General features: G+C 64.6%; 17 protein-coding genes. 7 read left to right on the top strand and 10 right to left on the bottom strand.

The genetic code is table 11. The features are described from left to right. Window positions 1–64 precede the first annotated feature (64 nt). The 3 genes from MUG94_RS02475 (at window position 65) to MUG94_RS02465 (ending at window position 2,706) form a co-directional block, all read left to right on the top strand. Window positions 65–778: a response regulator transcription factor gene (locus tag MUG94_RS02475; RefSeq protein ID WP_227892600.1), complete on the top strand. Its 714-nt coding sequence runs from the start codon at window positions 65–67 to the stop codon at window positions 776–778. 54 nt (window positions 779–832) lie between these two features. Beyond that, window positions 833–2,251: a sensor histidine kinase gene (locus MUG94_RS02470; protein WP_227909031.1), complete on the top strand. Its 1,419-nt coding sequence runs from the start codon at window positions 833–835 to the stop codon at window positions 2,249–2,251. A gap of 164 nt (window positions 2,252–2,415) precedes the next feature. Continuing rightward, the gene (locus MUG94_RS02465; RefSeq protein WP_227909032.1) at window positions 2,416–2,706 is read left to right on the top strand and encodes a WXG100 family type VII secretion target; all 291 of its coding nucleotides are present in this window, start codon (window positions 2,416–2,418) and stop codon (window positions 2,704–2,706) included. A gap of 212 nt (window positions 2,707–2,918) precedes the next feature. Here MUG94_RS02465 and groL read toward each other — a convergent pair whose 3' ends face one another. The 4 genes from groL to MUG94_RS02445 form a co-directional block, all read right to left on the bottom strand. Further along, complete coding sequence (gene groL, locus MUG94_RS02460) at window positions 2,919–4,556, bottom strand: chaperonin GroEL (protein ID WP_227892594.1); 1,638 nt, start codon at window positions 4,554–4,556, stop codon at window positions 2,919–2,921. Window positions 4,557–4,840: 284 nt separating this feature from the next. Further along, window positions 4,841–5,044 carry a cold-shock protein gene (locus MUG94_RS02455; protein ID WP_227892593.1) on the bottom strand — a complete coding sequence of 68 codons (204 nt, stop codon included), beginning with the start codon at window positions 5,042–5,044 and terminating at the stop codon, window positions 4,841–4,843. 249 nt (window positions 5,045–5,293) lie between these two features. Continuing rightward, entirely contained in the window at window positions 5,294–5,926 is a 633-nt protein-coding gene (locus MUG94_RS02450; protein ID WP_227909038.1) for a LytR C-terminal domain-containing protein, read from the bottom strand. Window positions 5,927–5,964: 38 nt separating this feature from the next. Continuing rightward, entirely contained in the window at window positions 5,965–6,267 is a 303-nt protein-coding gene (locus MUG94_RS02445) for a DUF3263 domain-containing protein (RefSeq protein WP_227909039.1), read from the bottom strand. Window positions 6,268–6,388: 121 nt separating this feature from the next. Between MUG94_RS02445 and MUG94_RS02440 the strand changes: the two genes are divergently transcribed. Both MUG94_RS02440 and MUG94_RS02435 read left to right on the top strand, forming a co-directional pair. After that, the gene (locus MUG94_RS02440) at window positions 6,389–7,249 is read left to right on the top strand and encodes a uracil-DNA glycosylase (protein ID WP_423724453.1); all 861 of its coding nucleotides are present in this window, start codon (window positions 6,389–6,391) and stop codon (window positions 7,247–7,249) included. 7 nt (window positions 7,250–7,256) lie between these two features. After that, on the top strand, window positions 7,257–8,099 hold the full coding sequence (locus MUG94_RS02435) for a siderophore-interacting protein (RefSeq protein ID WP_423724462.1): 843 nt from the start codon (window positions 7,257–7,259) through the stop codon (window positions 8,097–8,099). Between the two features lie 69 nt (window positions 8,100–8,168). Here the strand turns inward: MUG94_RS02435 and MUG94_RS02430 are convergent, their stop codons facing one another. Both MUG94_RS02430 and MUG94_RS02425 read right to left on the bottom strand, forming a co-directional pair. Further along, on the bottom strand, window positions 8,169–10,088 hold the full coding sequence (locus tag MUG94_RS02430; RefSeq protein WP_341482175.1) for a threonine/serine exporter family protein: 1,920 nt from the start codon (window positions 10,086–10,088) through the stop codon (window positions 8,169–8,171). Window positions 10,089–10,133: 45 nt separating this feature from the next. After that, window positions 10,134–11,207: a lipid II:glycine glycyltransferase FemX gene (locus MUG94_RS02425; RefSeq protein WP_227909041.1), complete on the bottom strand. Its 1,074-nt coding sequence runs from the start codon at window positions 11,205–11,207 to the stop codon at window positions 10,134–10,136. Between the two features lie 219 nt (window positions 11,208–11,426). On the opposite strand from MUG94_RS02425, the gene MUG94_RS02420 reads away from it, so the two are divergent. Next, window positions 11,427–12,488, top strand: a complete 1,062-nt coding sequence (locus tag MUG94_RS02420) for an LLM class flavin-dependent oxidoreductase (RefSeq protein WP_227909042.1) — start codon at window positions 11,427–11,429, stop codon at window positions 12,486–12,488. On the opposite strand, the gene MUG94_RS02415 is transcribed toward MUG94_RS02420, so the two are convergent. Both MUG94_RS02415 and MUG94_RS02410 read right to left on the bottom strand, forming a co-directional pair. Beyond that, window positions 12,485–14,053, bottom strand: coding sequence for an MFS transporter (locus tag MUG94_RS02415; RefSeq protein WP_227909043.1), 1,569 nt, complete (start codon window positions 14,051–14,053; stop codon window positions 12,485–12,487). The genes MUG94_RS02420 and MUG94_RS02415 overlap by 4 nt on opposite strands. 54 nt (window positions 14,054–14,107) lie before the next feature. Then, window positions 14,108–15,007, bottom strand: a complete 900-nt coding sequence (locus MUG94_RS02410) for a CHAD domain-containing protein (protein ID WP_227909044.1) — start codon at window positions 15,005–15,007, stop codon at window positions 14,108–14,110. A 466-nt stretch (window positions 15,008–15,473) separates the two neighbouring features. Here MUG94_RS02410 and MUG94_RS02405 point away from each other — a divergent pair, with 466 nt between their 5' ends. Then, window positions 15,474–16,451, top strand: a complete 978-nt coding sequence (locus MUG94_RS02405) for an aldo/keto reductase (RefSeq protein ID WP_227909045.1) — start codon at window positions 15,474–15,476, stop codon at window positions 16,449–16,451. On the opposite strand, the gene MUG94_RS02400 is transcribed toward MUG94_RS02405, so the two are convergent. Both MUG94_RS02400 and MUG94_RS02395 read right to left on the bottom strand, forming a co-directional pair. After that, window positions 16,448–17,386, bottom strand: coding sequence for a sugar ABC transporter permease (locus MUG94_RS02400; RefSeq protein ID WP_227892584.1), 939 nt, complete (start codon window positions 17,384–17,386; stop codon window positions 16,448–16,450). The genes MUG94_RS02405 and MUG94_RS02400 overlap by 4 nt on opposite strands. Continuing rightward, entirely contained in the window at window positions 17,383–18,990 is a 1,608-nt protein-coding gene (locus MUG94_RS02395; protein ID WP_227909046.1) for an ABC transporter permease subunit, read from the bottom strand. Before MUG94_RS02395 ends, MUG94_RS02400 begins: the two co-directional genes overlap by 4 nt. Between the last annotated feature and the right edge of the window lie 75 nt (window positions 18,991–19,065).

Below are 19,065 nucleotides of genomic sequence, written 5' to 3'. Positions count from 1 at the left end.
GGCTGCCAGGCAATGTCCTGATTGCCTACAGACAACGCACAGCTAAATGTAAGAAACTGGTGCAGTGAACAAATCATCCGGACCTGAAGCCCGGCTCCTGGTCGTTGACGACGAGCCCAACATTCGCGAACTCCTTTCCACCTCCCTGCGCTTCGCCGGTTTCGACGTCGTTGCCGCAGCAAACGGGCGCGAGGCCCTGGCCGCCGTCGAGGAGCATGCCCCGGACCTTGCGGTTCTGGACGTCATGCTGCCGGACATGGACGGTTTCACGCTCACCCGGCGCCTGCGGGCGGCCGGGCGGCACTTCCCGGTGGTTTTCCTGACGGCCCGGGATGACACCGAGGACAAGGTCACCGGGCTGACCGTGGGCGGGGACGACTACGTCACCAAGCCGTTCAGCCTCGACGAAGTGGTGGCGCGCATCCGTGCTGTCCTGCGGCGCACCCAGCCGCTCGACGATGACGACGCAGTCATCCGCGTGGACGACCTGGAGCTGGACGACGACGCCCATGAGGTCCGCCGCGGCGGCGTGACCATTGACCTCTCCCCCACCGAGTTCAAGCTGCTCCGTTACCTGATGCTCAATCCCAACCGGGTGCTGTCCAAGGCCCAGATCCTGGACCACGTCTGGGAGTACGATTTCAACGGCGACGCATCCATCGTCGAATCCTACATTTCCTATCTGCGGCGAAAGATCGACCGCAGCCCCGATGCGCCCGCCCTGATCCAGACCAAGCGCGGGGTGGGTTACCTGCTGCGGACGTCGGAGAAGCGCTAAGCCTTGCTCCGCCGCTGGAAATCTGCCTCGCTCCGCTCCCAGCTCGTAGCCATCATGGCAGTCCTGATGGTCATCACCGTCACCATCACGGGGCTGGCCACCATCTATGTGCTGCGCCAGATCCTGGAGACGCGCCTGGACGCGGAAATCAAGGATAATGCTCCGGCCGTATCGCGCTATCTCGTGTCCGAAGGCCAAGCCGGTGATACGTCGCTGTTCCAGTTCTACGGTCTCTACTTGGCGGATGACGGTTCCTACGGACCGGAGACCCACTCCGACCCCCGCATCGACAAGCCCGCTGTACCGCACTACACCGCCCAGCGGGTACGGGAGCTCGATCAGGCGGGCCAGACCGTTCCCGGTACCGAACCGGGCAGCAAGGGCTGGCGCCTGCGGGTGTTCGCTCTCGAGAATGCTCCCGGCTCCGTTGTGGTGGCCCTTCCCCTCGATTCGGTCGCCACAACGGTGGATGAGGCAGCTTCGCTGGTGTTCTCGGTGGGGCTGCTGGGCACCCTGGGCGCAACCGGCATCGCGTACTGGGCAGTGACCCGCCAGTTCCGCCCGCTGAGCCAGGTGGAGAAGACCGCAGCGGCCATTGCCGCCGGAGACCTTTCCCGGCGCGTGGACGTGGGCAACCCGGCCACTGAGATCGGCCGGCTGTCCCGCTCGCTGAACGCCATGCTGGCCCACATTGAAACGGCGTTTGCGGCCCGGACCAAATCGGAACAGAAGATGCGCCGCTTCGTCCAGGACGCATCCCACGAGCTGCGCACGCCGCTGGTGACGATTCGTGGATTCTCCGAGCTGTACCGCCACGGCGCACTGCAGAAGCCCGAGGAGATCGGCGCCGCCATGGGCCGGATCGAGAGTGAGGCCAAGCGGATGGGCCAGCTGGTCGAAGACCTGCTCACCCTGGCCCGTGTTGATGAACAGCGCCCGCTGGAATACGCCCCGGTGGACCTGATGCTCCTGGGCAATGATGCGGCCATGGACGCGCGTGCCAGCGCTCCGGGGCGGGACATCCGGGTGGTGGGCCTGGACGGGCAGCAGCCGCGTCCGGCTCCCACCTTCGGTGACGAGGCACGACTGCGGCAGGTTGTGGCCAACCTGATGACCAATGCGCTGCGCTACACTCCTGACGGGTCCCCGATCGAGATTGCCGTGGGGGTGGCTCCGGTCATCCACAACCGTTCCGACGCAGTGCTTGAAGTGCGCGATCACGGACCGGGCATCTCGGAAGAAGACGCGGCACGGGTCTTTGAACGCTTCTACCGGGCCGATTCGTCCCGCTACCGTGAAACGGGCGGGACCGGCCTGGGCCTGGCCATTGTGGCAGCGCTGGTGGCCCAGCATGACGGCACGGTTCGCCTCAGTGAAACCGAAGGGGGCGGCGCCACGCTGTCCATCCGTCTGCCCTACCGTGCCCCGGAAGAGTTCGACGACGACGAACGGGACGAGCCCGGCAACGGCTAGATTTGTGCTCCGCAGCTGCCGGTCCTCCACAGGGCGCGGGACGGTCGTGTTTGATCGGGGTTGCCCACAGTCTTCCGTGCACGATCGTCCTCGATGCTCCGGCCGGCCTAGCGTCGAAAGCTCAATAACCCCCAAAGTTACAACAGCTTCGATCGGAGACAACCATGGCACTGGTAACAGTGGACAGCGAGGTCCTTGACGCCAAAAGCGCAGAGGTGCGCGGGACCATCGACCGGCTGCAGTGTGACATCAACCGGATGCAGTCCGGGCTGCAGTCCCTGAGCGAGTCCTGGCAGGGGCAGGCATCAGCGAACTTCCAGTCCCTGGTGGCCGACTGGCGCAGCACGCAGGCAAGAGTCGAGGAGTCCCTGGCCAGCATTAATCTGGCGCTGGGCCATGCCTCAGCGCAGTACGCCGAAACCGAAGCAGCCAACACCGCCCTTTTTCGGCGCTGAGTCCTTACCGGCGCTGAGAGCCTTGGTTCGGCGCTCTGAGCCCTGTTTCGGCGCTGAGTCCTTATCGGCGCTGAGCCCTGTTTCGGCGCCGAACGGGTACATCCCATAGCAGGAAGGCGCGGCACCCGCAGGTGCCGCGCCTTCTCAAAACCGCGTTATGGTGATCCGCACCGCGGGGTCAGAGTGGCCCTGGGGAACGAATCGGTGGGCTGCTAGAAGCCGCCCATACCGCCCATGCCGCCCATGTCGTCGCCGCCGCCCATTGCCGGCGCAGCCTTTTCAGGCTTGTCGGCAACAACTGCTTCGGTGGTGAGGAACAGGCCGGCGATGGAGGCCGCGTTCTGCAGGGCAGAGCGGGTTACCTTTACCGGGTCGTTGACGCCGGCAGCCAGCAGGTCTTCGTACTCGCCCGTAGCAGCGTTCAGGCCCCAGCCCTCGGGCAGGCCGCGGACCTTGTCGACAACGACGCCCGGCTCCATGCCGGCGTTGAAGGCGATCTGCTTCAGCGGAGCGTCGATGGCAACGCGGACGATGTTGGCGCCCGTTGCTTCGTCGCCCTCGAGGTTCAGGTTTGCGAAAGCCTTCAGGCCGGCCTGGATGAGCGCCACGCCGCCACCGGCGACGATGCCTTCTTCAACGGCAGCCTTTGCGTTGCGGACAGCGTCCTCAATGCGGTGCTTGCGCTCCTTGAGCTCAACTTCAGTTGCAGCGCCGGCCTTGATGACTGCAACGCCGCCGGCCAGCTTGGCCAGGCGTTCCTGCAGCTTCTCGCGGTCGTAATCGGAATCGGAGTTCTCGATTTCGGCGCGGATCTGGTTGACGCGGCCCGCGATTTCCTCGGGGTCACCGGCGCCTTCCACGATGGTGGTCTCATCCTTGGTGACTACAACCTTGCGGGCCTTGCCCAGCAGGTCCAGCGTGGCGTTTTCCAGCTTCAGGCCGACTTCCTCGGCGATGACCTGGCCACCGGTGAGGATGGCAATGTCAGCCAGCTGGGCCTTGCGGCGGTCGCCGAAGCCCGGAGCCTTGACGGCAACGGACTTGAAGGTGCCGCGGATCTTGTTGACCACCAGGGTTGCGAGGGCTTCGCCTTCGACGTCTTCGGCGATGATCAGCAGCGGCTTGCCGGACTGCATGACCTTCTCGAGAACGGCAACGAGGTCCTTCACGTTGGAGATCTTGGAGTTCACGATCAGGATGTACGGATCTTCCAGAACCGTTTCCTGGCGCTCGGCGTCGGTGACGAAGTAGCCGGAGATGTAACCCTTGTCGAAGCGCATGCCTTCAGTGAGCTCAAGCTCCAGGCCGAAGGTGTTGGACTCTTCGACGGTGATGACGCCTTCCTTGCCCACCTTGTCCAGCGCTTCGGCGATCAAGTCGCCAATCTGCTGGTCACCGGCGGAGATGGAAGCCGTGGCAGCAATCTGCTCCTTGGTTTCGATCTCCTTGGCGGAGGACAGCAGCTCGGCCGTTACGGCTTCGACAGCCTTCTCGATGCCGCGCTTCAGGCTCAGCGGATCGGCGCCGGCAGCAACGTTGCGCAGGCCTTCCTTGACCAGTGCCTGGGCCAGAACGGTTGCCGTGGTGGTACCGTCGCCGGCAACATCGTCAGTCTTCTTGGCAACTTCCTTGACCAGCTCTGCGCCGATCTTTTCGTACGGATCGTCGAGCTCGATCTCCTTGGCGATGGAAACACCGTCATTGGTGATCGTGGGGGCGCCCCACTTCTTTTCGAGGACAACGTTGCGGCCACGCGGGCCGAGGGTAACCTTCACGGCGTCGGCGAGGATGTTCAATCCGCGCTCAAGGCCGCGGCGTGCCTCTTCGTCAAATGCAATGATCTTGGCCATAACGGCTTTCGTCCTTCCGGAACAGTCATGCTGGGTGCTTAGATGTTGCATTCCAGACTGCGGTGCCCGCGACGGACGGACCAACAGGCGCGATCTCTTTTACGCGCCCGCAGGCCCTCACCTCAGTGGCTTGCTGTTTCACTCAACGCCGACTGCTTTTAGCAGTCATCCGGCAAGAGTGCTAAGTCAATAATTAGCACTCCCACACACTGAGTGCAAGCGATCACGCCTCTTCGATGCCGGCGTCACAGCCATCCTCAACCCGTCCCGGAGCTTCCGTGACCCTAGACGGCGCGGACATCCTCCGCCTGCGGGCCCTTTTGGCCTTCGCCAATGTCGAACTCCACACGCTGGCCCTCTTCCAGGGTGCGGTACCCGGACGCCTGAATCGCGGACCAGTGCACAAAAACATCCGTCTGAACTTCGTCCACGGTAATGAATCCGTAGCCCTTTTCCCCGTTAAACCATTTGACGATCCCCTGCGCCATGATCTCTCTCCCACCTTGTTGCGAGCGTAGGTCCCGCCACGGTGCTCATGGCGGAACATGCCGGCTCGGACCGGGGTCCGGGGGGTGGAGCCTTATTTCTGCCCCGTTTCCGGATTCGGCACGGCCTGGCTGGCACTCACTGTAGCCACCGTGCTGCCTCTGCCCCGGTGCCGGGCGGGATTGTTATGGAGTATTTACGCAAAGGCAAAGTGACGCCCCCCCGTTTTCGTTGAGGGGAAGCCGGGGGCCTTATTGGAATCCCGGGCCGGGCACCACGGTGACGAGGCTAAAGTCCGGAGACTGAACGATGGTGGGGATCCCCAGCAGCTGCGACAGCTCCTGCGCATTGGGCAGCTGATCTTCGCTGCTGTAGAAAATGATCGATCCCTGCAGCGGCTGCCCGCCCCAGTTCGCCACCTGTGCCGTTGTCCATCCATCCGCCCCTATCCGGGCCGACACGCTGGCTCCGAGGCCGCTGATTCCGCTGGCGTTCAACACCACCACGGGCTGGCTCCGGTCCGCTGTGGCCTCCGGCGTGGGTTCAACGCTGGGTTCTACGCTGGGCTCGGCGGTGGCAGAGGGGGTCGGTTCCGTACTCTGCTCAGGCTCCGAGGCCTGAGATTCAGCCGGCTCCTGGGATTCTTGCGGCTCCTGGGTGGCGGAGGAATTCGCGACGGGCGCTGTGTCGCCGTCGCCGGCTCCGATCCCCAGCCGGGGAAGGACGAAGTAGGCCGCCACTCCGAGCACCAGCGCAAGCACGCCAACCGTGATGATCAGGCCCAGCCCGCCGGAGCGTGAGGGGATCAGCCGTTCCCTGTGAACGCCCTGACGCGACGATGTCTCGGGAACCTTGTCGAACTCATCCCGGGGGTATTTGCTCATGGTGAGGTATCAGTCCTTGGTCTCAGGTGGCGCCGGGTCTAGACGTCAGAGCCTGAACGACGGGCGGTGCGCGCGCGCTGACGGGTTGTTCGTAGTCTACGCAGTCTCTTCACCAGCATCGGATCGTGAGCCAAGGCATCCTCGGTATCGATCAGCGCGTTGAGAACCTGGTAGTAGCGGGTGGCGGACATGCCGAACAGTTCGCGGATGGCTTGTTCCTTGGCGCCGGCGTATTTCCACCAGGCCCGTTCCAGGGCCAGCATCTGCTGTTCCTGTTCCCCCAGCGGACTGTCGGGGTCAACCGCGCCGTTCAGCGAGAAGGCTTCGGTTGTTTCGGCCACGGAACGCTCCCAATAGTTGACGGTTTCACCCCCATGTTAGTTGGTGAATAACAACTCTGTCATTTGAGTCCCCCGCCGGCCCGGAATAGCCCGTTCTCCGCATCCGACCTACGCTGGATGAGTGAGTTCCAGCGAGCCGACGCTCTTTTCCCTGCCGCCTGATGCACCGCAGGCCGGTTCCCGTGTGTCCGGTGCTCAACCGGCCGGCGTTGATCTGCCCGGTGACCGCCCCTTCCCGTTCGCCGCCCCCGCTGCATTGACGGACGTCATGGCACCGGATTGGGCGTCAGCCCTGGCCCCTGCCACCAAGGAACTGCAGCGCATTGCCGCAGGCCTCCAGGAGGAGCGGGCCGCCGGCCACACCGTCCTGCCGGCCCCGGATGACGTCCTCAGGGCATTCTCCCGCCCGCTTTCGGAGGTCAAAGTCCTGCTGATTGGCCAGGACCCCTACCCGACTCCCGGCCACGCGGTGGGGTTGTCCTTTTCCGTGGACCCGGCAGTTCGCCCGCTGCCCCGAAGTCTGAACAACATCTTCAAGGAACTCCACTCGGACCTCGGAATTGCTCCGTGCGCACACGGTGACCTCAGCGGCTGGTCGGACCAGGGCGTGCTGCTGCTGAACCGGGTGCTGACCGTCCGCGCAGGAAGCGCGGGGTCGCACCGCAAACGCGGATGGGAACAGATTACCGAGCTGGCGGTACGCGCCGTCGTCGCCCGTCGGCTGGAGAACGGCAGCCGGGCACCGCTGGTGGCCGTGCTGTGGGGCAACGACGCACGGTCCATCGTTGCACTGTTGGAAGATGTTCCCCGAATCGAATCAGCCCATCCCAGTCCGCTTTCGGCATCGCGCGGATTCTTCGGATCGCGCCCGTTCAGCCGGGTCAACGAACTGCTGCAGCAGCAGGGCGCCCAGCCGGTTGACTGGCGGTTGGCGCGATACGGTAAGGAAAACCGCCTTGATCTAGGAGAACCACATGCCTGACCCCTCCGTGCCCGCCGCGAAGCCGGCGCAGGATGCTCCCCGACGGGCCCGCCCGCTGCTGACCCTGGAGGTTCTGCGGAAGGAACAGCTCACGCCGCACATGGTGCGGATTATTGCCGGCGGCCCGAATTTCTCCCGTTTTGCGGACAACGGTTTTGCCGACGCGTACTGCAAGATCTGGTTCGGCCCCGATGGCAAGCCCTTGGACGGAACCGAGGAACTTGTTGCACTGCGGGAGCAGTTCCCGCGCGAGCAGTGGCCGGTCTCGCGCACCTACACCGTCCGCAGCGTCGATGCCGCCGCCGGGGAGATCGCCATCGACTTTGTGGTCCACGGCGACGAGGGCCTGGCCGGTCCGTGGGCGGCCCGCGCCGTTGCCGGTGAACCCCTCGCCTTCACCGGCCCCGGCGGAGCGTTCAATCCCGATCCCGACGCCGGCTGGTACCTGTTTGCCGCCGATGAATCCGCGCTGCCTGCCACGGCTGCCGTGCTGGAATCGCTGCCGGCGTCCGCCGTCGGGCAGGTTTTCCTGGAAGTGGGCGGACCCGAGGACCGCCAGCCCCTGAAAATGCCGGCGGGGTTCACCGTGACCTGGCTGTACCGCGGTGACCTCCCGGCAGGAAACACCGGCCTGCTGGCCGCCGCCGTAGCTGACGCACCCTGGACGGGCAACGATGTCCAGGTCTTCGCGCACGGCGAGCGGGAAGCCATGAAGGCCCTGAGGGATGTCTTTTTCGGCACCCGGGGCCTGGAGCGCCGGCAGGTTTCGCTGTCCGGGTACTGGGCGGCAGGCCGGACCGAGGACGCATTCCAGGCAGAAAAAAGGACCCCGGTCGGCAAGATCCTCTAGATCCTGCGTTCCGGGGCCCTCAGGCTGTTTCTGTTGGCCTCAGTGGCGTCCTGCCTGCCTCAGCCGTGCCTAGCGGCGGCGGTTCCGGCGGTCGTTGCCGGAAAGGTTCCGGGTCAGCGGCCTGGCCAGGTTGTCTCCGAACACCACTCCGCCGGCGATCGCCAGAATCACCGTCAGCGCGTTGAAGATGCCCACCGCGCCAAGGGTGATGTCATCCGAACCGATGCTGAGCCCGTACATTGCCCGGAAGATGGAGAGCCCCGGGAACAGGAAGAGCACGGCGGGCACTGCCACAATCAGCTGCGGAGCGCCCAGCCGCAGGGCAATCATCCGTGCCACCATGCCGATGAAGATGGCGGCAACGGCCGGCGTCAGCCGGGGACCGACGCCCACCAGTTCCGAGAGCTGGAACACGAGGAAACCGGCCAGCCCGGTCAGGACTGTGGGCAGCACCAGATTCATGGGCGACTGCTCCACGACGCAGATGGTTCCCAGCGCCACGGCCAGCAACAGCAGGGTCACGGCAAACGGATACTGGGATCCCGTCACCTGCGTCACGTCCAGGCGCGGCACGCCCAGGAGTGCTCCGACCACCAGCGCGACGGCGATGCCCGCCACCAGCGCTCCGAAGGTCAGGAACGCTGACAGGAAACGTCCGGAAGCCGTGACCGGGAACCCGTTGATCGCATCCTGCACCGCAGAGACGAGTCGTCCGGTGGGCAGCAGCAGCAGGATGCCTCCGGCAACCACAATCCCCGGGGAGATGGGCACGTCCACGGACCAGAAAAGCATCGCAAGGCCCGTGACCACGAACCCGCTGGCTGCCGTGGTGAAGAAGTCCGGAACACGCCAGCGACCAAGCACCCGCTGCAGCAGGCTGACCAGGAAGGTGCTGATGAAGGCCACAGCGGATGCCAGCGGTCCGCCGCCGATGAACCCCACGATCGCGGCTGCGAAGGCACCGGTCGAGAAGGTCACCGCCCAGCGCGGAAACGGCTTGGGCTTGTGCATGATTTCATTCAGCCGGTTGGATGCCTCGGCGCGGGAAACGCCGCCGTCGATAATGTCCGTCACCAGCTGGTGGACCAGTCCCAGGCCGGCATAGTTGTTGGTCCAGGAACGCACCACCCGCATTACGGTGATGGGCGTCTGGTCCTTGGGCGAATAGTTCAGCAGCACCGACTGGTTGGTGATGTCCACCTCGATACTGTCCAGTCCAAACGCAGCAGTCACCGCGATGATGGCGGTTTCCACCTCAAGGGCGCCCGCACCGTAACGGAACATCGTTTCGGCCAGGCCCAGGGCCAGGTCAAGCGTCTTGCGGGCCGATGCATCCGGACCGCCCGTGCGCACCAGGGGGTTGGCATAGGGCGACCCGGCCAGGCGCTCCACAATGGACATCGCCTGGGTGGGCGGCGTTTCGCCCTGAACGAGCCGGCGCAGCATTCGTTTGGCGGCGGCCGACGAGCGGTCCTGCCGCTGGGCGTTGGCGCTGCCGGGCTGAAGGTGGTGGCTGCCGGGCACCGTTTTGCGGGCCCTCGGTTTACGCTGCGGCTGCCCTGCCGGCGCGATCGGCCCGGAGCCCTGACCGCCCGACGTTCCCTTGACCGGGGACTGCATGACGGAGGTGGTGGGAGGCGGCGGCTTGGGTTTGGTGCTGCGCAGGCCCATGCCGGCCGGTCCCGTGGGCAGACCTTCGGCACCCTTCGGTGCCTTGGGAGTCTTCGGCGCCCTGCCGGGCATGGCAAGCCGCGGCGGCTTGCCGGCCGGCGTTTTTCCTCCCGGCGTTTTTCCTCCCGCCGCGGGCCCGGTCTGCCCCGGTTGCCCGGGTTCTTCCTGCGCCGGCTTGTTCTGCCTTTCAGGCTGGTTGTTCCGTTCCGGTTTGGCTGGTCCGGCCTGCCGGATGACCGGGATCAACCCCACCTTGGGATCGGGATTCTGCGCAGGCTCTCGGCGGTCTGCATCGGACGTGTTCTCCAAAGGACTCACCCTCTCGCCTCTGTTGGCCTGAATCCGTTCAGGCGCGCTTGCTGTTTAGTAGAACGGCTGCTGGTGCCGGCGCCAGTAAATCTGCCGCGCCACGCGTTCGCCGATGGTGTTCCAGATCTTGTACCGCACGGGATCAAGCACCAGGTCATAGCAACCCACGAAATCCGTGACGGTCTTGGAGAAACTGGTCTTGAACAGGCCAAGGCCGTGATGGGGATGTTCCTTGTTTTTCAGCTGATCGCTGGGAGGCGTTCCGCAGAAGTCGTACTGTTCAATGCCGAAGTCTTCCTTCAGCTCATTAATCGCGGTCCACTGCACCAGGTGGGAGTCGCCGTACTGGTTCCGGCGGGGTTTGGAGCCGCCGTCCTTGTAGGTGCCCTTCTTGCCATAGGCGATGACGAAAGCCCCCACAGTGGGTTCGCCCTCTTCGAAAGCGAAGTAGAACCGGCCCTGGCCGGCCGCCACGAAGTTGGACCAGAAGCGGTGGTAATACTCATATGAACGCATCCGCGCCGAGGATCGATCCTCGATATGGCTCATCAGCCTGTACATGACACGCATGTTCTCTTCGGTGGGCTCCACCCGCCGCACGTCGGCCCCCTCGCGGATGGCCCGGCGGACCGCGTTGCGGCCGCGCGAGGAGAGGTTCTTCAGCAGCTGCTCGGTGTCGGGTGTGGTGTCCAGCAGCGCCGTGGAGTCATTGGGCTGCAGATTGAACGTCTTGACCAGCCCGGCGCCCTCGAACTGCGCCCGCACCTCTGGGCTGTCCACGATGTCCGGCTCCACCTTGACGGCGAACACGTTCCGCTTGGATTCCTTGATGAACAGGCGCAGCGCGTCGAGGACTTCGGCAACGTGGGACGGATCCGCCACGTCCGGGCCCTTGATGAGGTACCAGAGGCTGCCCAGTCCCGGCACCTTCTTCTCAATGGCCAGGTTGTACGTCGTATAGCCGCGGCCCGTGAACACCAGATGGATGGGATTCCAGCCGTGGTGTGACTTGACCTCCGCGTAGGAAGCGGACTGCAGCACATTCCCGCCGCACGGGTTGGACTGTACGTGGCTGTCCCACTTTTCCATCTCGTCGGCGGTGGCCAGGCGTGCACTAAAGTCTCGCAAAATACCTCAACTAATCGCTTGATCGCTTGATCGCTTGCACCATTGCGGCTGATCCGGAGCGGCCCCGGGAAAACCTCCGGGGAACCGTCCACAAGTCTATCCGCTGGTGTCGTGGCTGGAGGAAATCCGCCGGTCTGAAGCGCCGGCCTGCACCACTGGCCCATACGGTTAGACTAGATGCAAATACATGGACTTTTGAGGGAATGGCGGGAGCTTCACATGGGACGGCAGCTGGAACTCGGACTGGACACTTTTGGCGACGTCACCTCTGAGCCGGACGGTGAACGGCTCCCGCAGCATCAGGTGCTGCGCAATGTCGTGGCGGAGGCCGTGCTGGCAGACTCGGTGGGCATCGACTTTATCGGCATTGGTGAGCACCACCGCGAAGACTTTGCCGTGTCGGCGCCGGATGTGGTCCTGGCGGCCATCGCGGGTCAAACCCGCCGCATTCGGTTGGGTTCGGCCGTCACGGTCCTGAGCTCCGACGATCCCATCCGTGTCTTCCAGCGCTTTTCCACCCTCGATGCAGTGTCCAACGGCCGTGCCGAAGTGATCCTGGGCCGCGGCTCGTTCACGGAGTCCTTTCCGCTCTTCGGGCTGGACCTGGCACAGTACGACGACCTCTTCGAGGAAAAGCTCGAGCTCTTCACCCAGCTGCGCGGCGAGAATCCGGTGACCTGGAGCGGCGGCACCCGGGCGCCCCTGCAAAACCAGCGCGTCTATCCGCCCACCGCCTCGGGGGAACTTCCGGCGTGGATCGCCGTCGGCGGCACCCCTCAGTCCGTGGTGCGGGCCGCCCACTACGGACTGCCCCTGATGCTGGCCATTATTGGCGGTGAACCGGCGCGCTTTGCCCCGTTCGTGGATCTGTACAAGCGTGCCCTGGCCCAGTTCGGCCGTCCGATGCTTCCGGTGGGAGCCCACTCCCCCGGTTACGTTGCTGCCAGTGACGAGCAGGCGCTGGAGGAAGCCTGGCCGCATTTCGAACGCATGCAAAACAGGATCGGCCGCGAGCGCGGCTGGAGCCCCACCACCCACAGCGACTATCTGGCCTCCGCCGGCCCCGACGGCGCACTGTTCATCGGTTCCCCCGAAACGGTCGCCACCAAGATTGTCCGGGTGGCAAAGGAACTGGACCTGAGCCGTTTCGACTTGAAGTACAGCCTGGGCACCCTTCCGCACGAAAACCTGATGAACTGCATCCGGCTGTACGGCACGGAAGTTGCTCCGCTGGTCCGCGAGCAGCTCGCGGCCACGCCTTCGCAGACGGGGAACAACTAGGCCGACGCCGGGAGGAACCAGCGCGTGCGGGGTGCCCCTTCGGCCAACCCCGCCGCCTCGTCCATGATCTTCCGGTCTTCCCCCGTGAGGCGTTCCTGTTCCTGCCGCAGGTATTCCCGCCAGGTGGCTACGTCGTAAATTTCCCGGAACTGTCGGGCATCCGTCACGGAATGCACCAGTTCCCAGTCCCGGGCTCCGGTCCGCATCCGGGCCAGGCGGACCTCGTGCATCACCCGCACAAACTCTGCAGCTTTGTCCGGCGCCAGCTCATAGGCGGTGAGGATGGTGACGGGTCCGTCATTGGGCGCGGGTTCCTGTGCGGCTTCGATACCCAGGTCCGCTTCTGCGACGCTCCGGTCCAGCCTTCCCGTGCGCGGCAGCAGCGGCAGCACGGCAACGCTCAGTCCTGCTGCCACCAACAGGCTTCCTGCCGCCACCAGCACCGGGGCGTAGCCGAACGCGGTGGCGAAAGAGCCCCAAACGGCGGCGCCAATGGCCTGAGACCCGGTGGTCACCATCAGATAGACCGACAGTCCGCGCGCCCGCACCCATTCGGGCAGCGTGAGCTGCATGGCGCTGTTGAGGATCGAGAAGGTGGCGATCCAGGAAATCCCCGCAAGGACCAGCAGGATGGCCAGCAGGACTGCCGGCAGGAAACCGGCGCCGATGATTGCCGCACCAAACACAACGGCGGACAGACCCAGCATCAGGTTGTCGTGGACCCGGTCCTTCACTCTGGGAAGCATAATCACGCCCATGACGGCGCCGATGCCGATCGCTCCCAGCAGCGCTCCGTAACCGGTTGACCCGAGCCGGAGGTGCCCGTTCGCGGCCACCGGCAGCAACGCGTACAGAGCACTCGCGGGTGCCATAAAGAGAGCGGTCCGGAGCAGGATGCGGCGGATACGCGGCGCTGCCCGAATGTAGCGCATGCCGGCGGCGAGCGCCTCCCCCATCCGTTCGGGATCATCGGGTTCCGGGGGCGCCCGCCACACATATACAGCCACTGCGGTACCCAGGAATGAGACCGCATTGAGGCCGAAGACAAAGGCCGGACCGAACAGGGAGATGAGCACGCCGCCCAGCGCCGGACCCACCGCCCGTGCACCGTTGACTGCCATACTGCTCAGTGCTGATGCCGCCCGGATTTCCTCCCGTGGCACCAGATCGGGATTGATGGCCTGCCACGCCGGCTGGCTCAGGGCCACCCCGCAGCCAATGAGGAAGGTGTACAGCAGGAGGGCGTCAGCATCCAGCATTCCCAAGGCAGCCACCAGGGTCAGCAGGCTGGCGGCACCGGCGGCAAAGAGATTTGCCCCGAGGATCAGGCGGCGCCGGTTGAAGGCATCGGCAAGGAAACCGGCGATCAGGCCAAGCAGCAGGGACGGCGCCAGATTGGCCGTCTGCACCAGGGACACCAGCGCAGGATTGGAGCTGTTTTCCACCAGGTACCACTGAGCTCCCACCGTCTGTATCCACGTGCCGATGCTGGAGCCGATATTCGCCAGCCAGAGGATGAGGAACGCCCGGCGCCGCAGGGGCGCCCACGGTGATTCCGAAGCCATCAGAGCGCCTCCATCCGGACGGTAAAGGGTGCAGGTGCGGGTGCCGGCAGCGGGTCAGACCACGCGGGGAAATCCCGCCCACGCTTTGCGGAACCGTTTCCGCGCCCGCTCTCCGCGTTCCTCCTCCAGCGCGTGCAGCCGCCCGTAGGTAAAACCGTTCTGCCCGCCTCCGGCATGTTCGGCACCCCACCGGCGCAGGTACTCGCGGCTGACCACGCTGTCCTGATGTTCGCCCAAAATCTTCTGCAGATGTTCGGCACCGGCGATCAGTTCGGAGGACCCCTTGGTTCTCACCGGCTGAGCAACCTCAGCGGCATAGCGCAGGCGTTTGGCGTCCTTGCGCGCCTCGTGCAGGAACTCGGACTGCTGTTCCTCACTGCCTGCCCTGCGGGCTTCCCGAACCGCCTGATGAAGGCGCTTGCGGTCCCGTTTCAGCATGCGTCCGGCACTCGGGGCGGCAGGCCTGTCCGCTTTCGGGGTGAATCCTGGGGCGGTCACCACGGTTTCCAACTGCTCCAGCAGCCGGAGGTACCGGTCGCCGTCGAGCGCCCGCATGGCGACGGTGCGCGCTGACTTGTACTCGCCGAGCAGTTCTTTATCGATGCGCTGCTGCACCGGCCCCATCACCAGTTCAGCGGGTTGGTCCGCCACCAATGCGTCCAGCCGTGACCGCATCACCTGCGCATCCCGTGCTTCTCCCAGGATTCCCGCCAGCCATTTCAATTCGTCCCGCACTTCACGCGCCGGCTCCGGGGCCACAAAGCTGCGGTAGCTGCCCAAGGCCGATCGCATCCGTCTGGTGCAGACCCGCATCTTGTGGACGGCATCCGCCTCGTTGGCCCGCATCCTCGGATCCTCGGCCAGCATGGCGAGGAACTGCCCGTGCAGGTATGCCTGCAAAAGCAGCCCGACAGGGCCGCCGGGCTTCGGCGATGCGGGCTGTTTCGCAGCCATTCGCACGGCCATCTGCGCGACAGACTGCGCGGGCTTGGTTCCCCGCGCAGCTTCCTTCGGAACGGATTTTGCTGCGGCGGGCTTTGCAGTTTTGGACCGCGGCTGTCCCGGCTTCGTGCGCCCGGACTTCGCCTGTGCAGGCTTTCCCTGTGCAGGTTTTCCCCGAGCAGGCTTTCCCCGTGCAGACGCGGATACTGACGCTTCGGAAGTGGTTTTGGGCTTATTCGTGCTGCCGGAGCGCGGAGCGTGCTCCTGGATCTCCGGCTCCTGAGCGGTGGGCATGGCTCAGTATAGGTCTGGAAAAGCCGTCCGTGGCAGGGTGTTGGGGTCTTACGGCAGCCGGGAGGCTGAGTCCCCTGTTATTTGGTCTCGAGCCACCGGTAGCATCGCCGATACGAGCGGCGCAGGACCGCTGTGCAGAGCATCTTCAAGGCATGAGGGCATCTTCAAGGCATGAGGGTCAGGCATGGAATACGTAAAACTAGGCAACTCAGGAGCCACAGTCTCTGCCGTGGGGCTGGGATGCATGACGTTCGGCAACCCGCATCAAGGAATGCACGGCTGGACCCTGCGCGAACCTGAATCCTCTGCCATCCTGCGCCGGGCAGTGGAATTGGGAATCAATTTCTTCGATACCGCCAACGTTTACTCCACCGGGGACAGCGAATGCATGCTGGGCGCCACCGTGCTGAAGCATGCCCGCCGCGACGAGCTGGTGATCGCCACCAAGGTGCACGGTCAAATGGCACCCGGCCCCAACGGGTGGGGCCTGTCCCGCAAACACATCCTCTGGCAGGTGGATGAGAGCCTGAAACGCCTCGGCACTGACTACATCGACCTTTACCAGGTGCACCGCTGGGATGCTTCCACTCCACTGGAGGAAACACTGGAAACTCTGGACGGCCTGGTGCGGGCAGGAAAAGTCCGTTATCTGGGGGCCTCCACCATGCACGCCTGGCAGTTTGCCCGGGCACTGACCCTGCAGCAGGCGCACGGATGGTCCCCGTTCGTCACCATGCAGGCCCACTATAACTTGGTCTATCGCGAGGAGGAGCGGGAAATGCTGCCCCTGTGCGTGGCGACAGGGACCGGAGTGCTGGCCTACTCGCCGTTGGCCCGGGGCCGGCTGGCACGACCGTGGGATGACGTCACCCGGCGGCAGCAGCAGGATGAACTGGGCCACTCGCTCTATGCGGGCTCCGAAGATGCCAACCGGGCCGTCGCCGACGCCGTCCTCAGGGTGGCGCTGCGCCACGGCGTTCCGCGTGCACGGGTGGCCTTGGCGTGGGTCTTGGCCCACCCGGTGGTGACCGCGCCGCTGGTTGGCGCTTCCGACGTCGGGCACGTGGATGATGCGGTGGCCGCCCTGGACCTCCGGCTCTCGCCGGAGGACCTGGACGAGCTGGAGCAGGGCTACACTCCCCGCCCCGTGGTGGGGTTCTAGCCCTTGACGGCTCCGGCGGTGAGCCCGGAGGAAATGAACCGCTGCAGGAACAGGAACAGTGCCATGACAGGCAGCGCTGCAAGAACCGCGCCGGCGGCGAACACGCCCCAGGTGCGGGACTGGCTGTCCCCTACGAAGGAGTAGAGGCCCACGGCCAGGGTTTGGGCGTCCGGATCATTCAGGACAATGGATGCGATGAGGAATTCGCCGGTGGCCGTGATGAAGGACAGCAGTCCCACGATGGCCAGAATGGGAGTGACCAGCCGCAGGATGATCGTGAAGAAGATCTGGACGTGGCTGGCGCCGTCGATGCGCGCCGCCTCATCCAGGGACTTCGGCACAGTATTGAAGAACCCGTACATCAGATAGGTGTTCACGCCCAGCGCTCCGCCAAGGTAGACCATGATCAGGCCGGTCTGGCTGCCCAGGCCCAGCCAGGGCACGACGTCGGAGATCCCGCTGAGCAGCAGGAAAATCGCCACGACGCCGAGCATCTGCGGGAACATCTGCAGAAGCATCAGGCTCATCAGCCCGAACCGGCGGCCGGTGAACCGCATCCGGGAGAACGAGTAAGCGGCCAGGGCGCCGAGGAAGACGGTCCCCGCGCTGGTAATCAGCCCGACGATGAGCGTGTTCATGAACCACTTGGCGAAGGGCTTCTGCGGATCCGAGAACAGGTCGATGAAGTTGTCGAACGCGATGGTGGTGAACAGGCCGTTGGCCGAGACCAGCGTTCCCGTGGGGCTCAGTGCGGCTGAGAGCACGTAGGCCAGGGGGAAGAGGGCAAATACGCCCATGACCACGCCCACCAGGTGGCGCCAGCCCTTGTCACGGAACCAGTGTCCAAAGCTTTTGCGCGGCTGGGCAGCCGTGACGGTGCCTGCGGTGCGTTCCGCGGCGCCCTTGCCTGCCGGGGTCAGAGTCGAATTACTCATGAGTTCACTTCCTCCAGCGCCTTGGTCTGCCGGAAGCTGACCGCTGAGATGACTGCAACGATGATGAAGATGATGACCGCCAACGCGCTGGCCAGGCCATAGTCACGCCCTGAGCCCTGCCCGAACGCCACCTTGTAGACCAGGGTGATCAGCAAATCCGTGGCGCCGATGTCCATGTTGGTGTCGGAGAACCGCGGCCCGCCGCCGGTGAGCATGAAGATCACGTTGAAGTTGTTGAAGTTGAAGGCAAAGGTCGAGATCAGCAGCGGAGCGGTGGAAACCAGCAGCAGCGGCAGCTTGATGGAACGGAAGATCCGCCAGGCCGAAGCACCGTCCATGCGTGCTGCTTCATTGACGTCCTCCGGCAGGGACTGCAGGGCTCCGGTGCAGACCAGGAACATGTAGGGGAAGCCCAGCCAGGTGTTCACGAGCAGCACGCTGAACTTGGCCAGCCACGGGTCGGTCAGCCAAGGAATGTCCGCCCCGCCGAAGAGTGCTTCGTTGATGAAGCCGAATTCCTGGTTGAGCATTCCGGACCACACCAGTCCGGCCAGGAACGCAGGGAACGCGTAAGGCAGAATCATGATGGTGCGGTAGATCTTCTTGCCGCGCAGGTTCGGGTGGTTGAACGTCAGTGCCAGGAACAGACCCAGTCCGAAGCACAGCAGCACCGATCCCAGGGCAAAGGTGAAGGTCCAGAGGATGACGCTGACCAGCGGGCCGCGCAGGTCAGGATCGGTGAAGGCCGTCTTGAAGTTGTCGAAGCCCACGCCCACCTTCCAGCCGGTGGCCAGGCGTTCGCCGTTGTCCGAGACATAGGAGCCTTCACCGCCGGCGGCGTAGACCACGCCGGTCTCGGTGTCCGTGAAGGTGTCAGCCGCCTCGTCGTAAACCAGGACCGGCTTGAAGACGTAGGCGTTGGAACCGTCGGCGGTCTGCAGGATGCCGTCATCGAGGTCTTCCGAAAGCGGAACCTTGATGGCGGTGATGTCCTGCTGGACGGACAGCAGTTCGTTAAAGTTCAGGGTCCGGTAGCCGTCGGCGCCCACGGCTTTGCCGGCGCCGCCCATTTGGGCGTCTTCGACGTCCTCCAGCGGTTCTCCGGTGGTGCCGATGCGCACGCCGCCGTCGGGATCGGTGACCAGCAAGGACAGGACGTCATCCTTTTCCACCACGGACACCTGATAGGCAGGAGAATCCGGAACGCGTTTCTGCGCGCTCATGGAAATGGAGGAAATCGCATCAGCCTTGGTGCTGTTGTGCCCGTCGCCGTAGTTGGTGAACGCCACGTAGCCGCTGTACACCACCACAAAGACCTGGAAGATCAGCAGGAACAGGACGCCGGGGGCCAGATACTTGGCCGGGAGACCCCCGCGCCGCAGGTAGATCCAGTTGATGAGCACCGTTACGGCGGCGGCAACGGCAAGAATGAGCCATTTCTCACTCATGAACAGGGCCATAAGGACGTATACGGCAAACGCATCCGTCAGGCCCAGGAGCAGGATTTTAGCGAGCAGGCCTGCTGTTGAATCGGGGCTGCGGCGGGGTTTCTTGTGCGCTGCGGGAGTGCGGGAGCGGACAGGGGTGTCCAGCTGGTCAACCATCGGGGTTCTCCTTGAACCGGTTCGGGCCGGGACACCGCTCAGAAACTGGGCGGCGTCCCGGCCCGGATACCTTGT

Origin of the sequence: Arthrobacter gengyunqii (genome assembly GCF_023022985.1) — a bacterium.
GTDB lineage: Bacteria > Actinomycetota > Actinomycetes > Actinomycetales > Micrococcaceae > Arthrobacter_B > Arthrobacter_B gengyunqii.
This window is presented reverse-complemented; position numbering and strand designations above follow the sequence as displayed.

What these genes read in the sequence shown, in the direction of transcription:
- MUG94_RS02470 (WP_227909031.1), top strand. Translation starts at nt 833, where the DNA reads ATGGCAGTCCTGATGGTCATCACCGTCACCATCACGGGGCTGGCCACC.
- MUG94_RS02465 (WP_227909032.1), top strand. Translation starts at nt 2,416, where the DNA reads ATGGCACTGGTAACAGTGGACAGCGAGGTCCTTGACGCCAAAAGCGCA.
- groL (WP_227892594.1), bottom strand. Translation starts at nt 4,556, where the DNA reads ATGGCCAAGATCATTGCATTTGACGAAGAGGCACGCCGCGGCCTTGAG.
- MUG94_RS02455 (WP_227892593.1), bottom strand. Translation starts at nt 5,044, where the DNA reads ATGGCGCAGGGGATCGTCAAATGGTTTAACGGGGAAAAGGGCTACGGA.
- MUG94_RS02450 (WP_227909038.1), bottom strand. Translation starts at nt 5,926, where the DNA reads ATGAGCAAATACCCCCGGGATGAGTTCGACAAGGTTCCCGAGACATCG.
- MUG94_RS02420 (WP_227909042.1), top strand. Translation starts at nt 11,427, where the DNA reads ATGGGACGGCAGCTGGAACTCGGACTGGACACTTTTGGCGACGTCACC.
- MUG94_RS02415 (WP_227909043.1), bottom strand. Translation starts at nt 14,053, where the DNA reads ATGGCTTCGGAATCACCGTGGGCGCCCCTGCGGCGCCGGGCGTTCCTC.
- MUG94_RS02410 (WP_227909044.1), bottom strand. Translation starts at nt 15,007, where the DNA reads ATGGCTGCGAAACAGCCCGCATCGCCGAAGCCCGGCGGCCCTGTCGGG.
- MUG94_RS02405 (WP_227909045.1), top strand. Translation starts at nt 15,474, where the DNA reads ATGGAATACGTAAAACTAGGCAACTCAGGAGCCACAGTCTCTGCCGTG.
- MUG94_RS02400 (WP_227892584.1), bottom strand. Translation starts at nt 17,386, where the DNA reads ATGAGTAATTCGACTCTGACCCCGGCAGGCAAGGGCGCCGCGGAACGC.
- MUG94_RS02395 (WP_227909046.1), bottom strand. Translation starts at nt 18,990, where the DNA reads ATGGTTGACCAGCTGGACACCCCTGTCCGCTCCCGCACTCCCGCAGCG.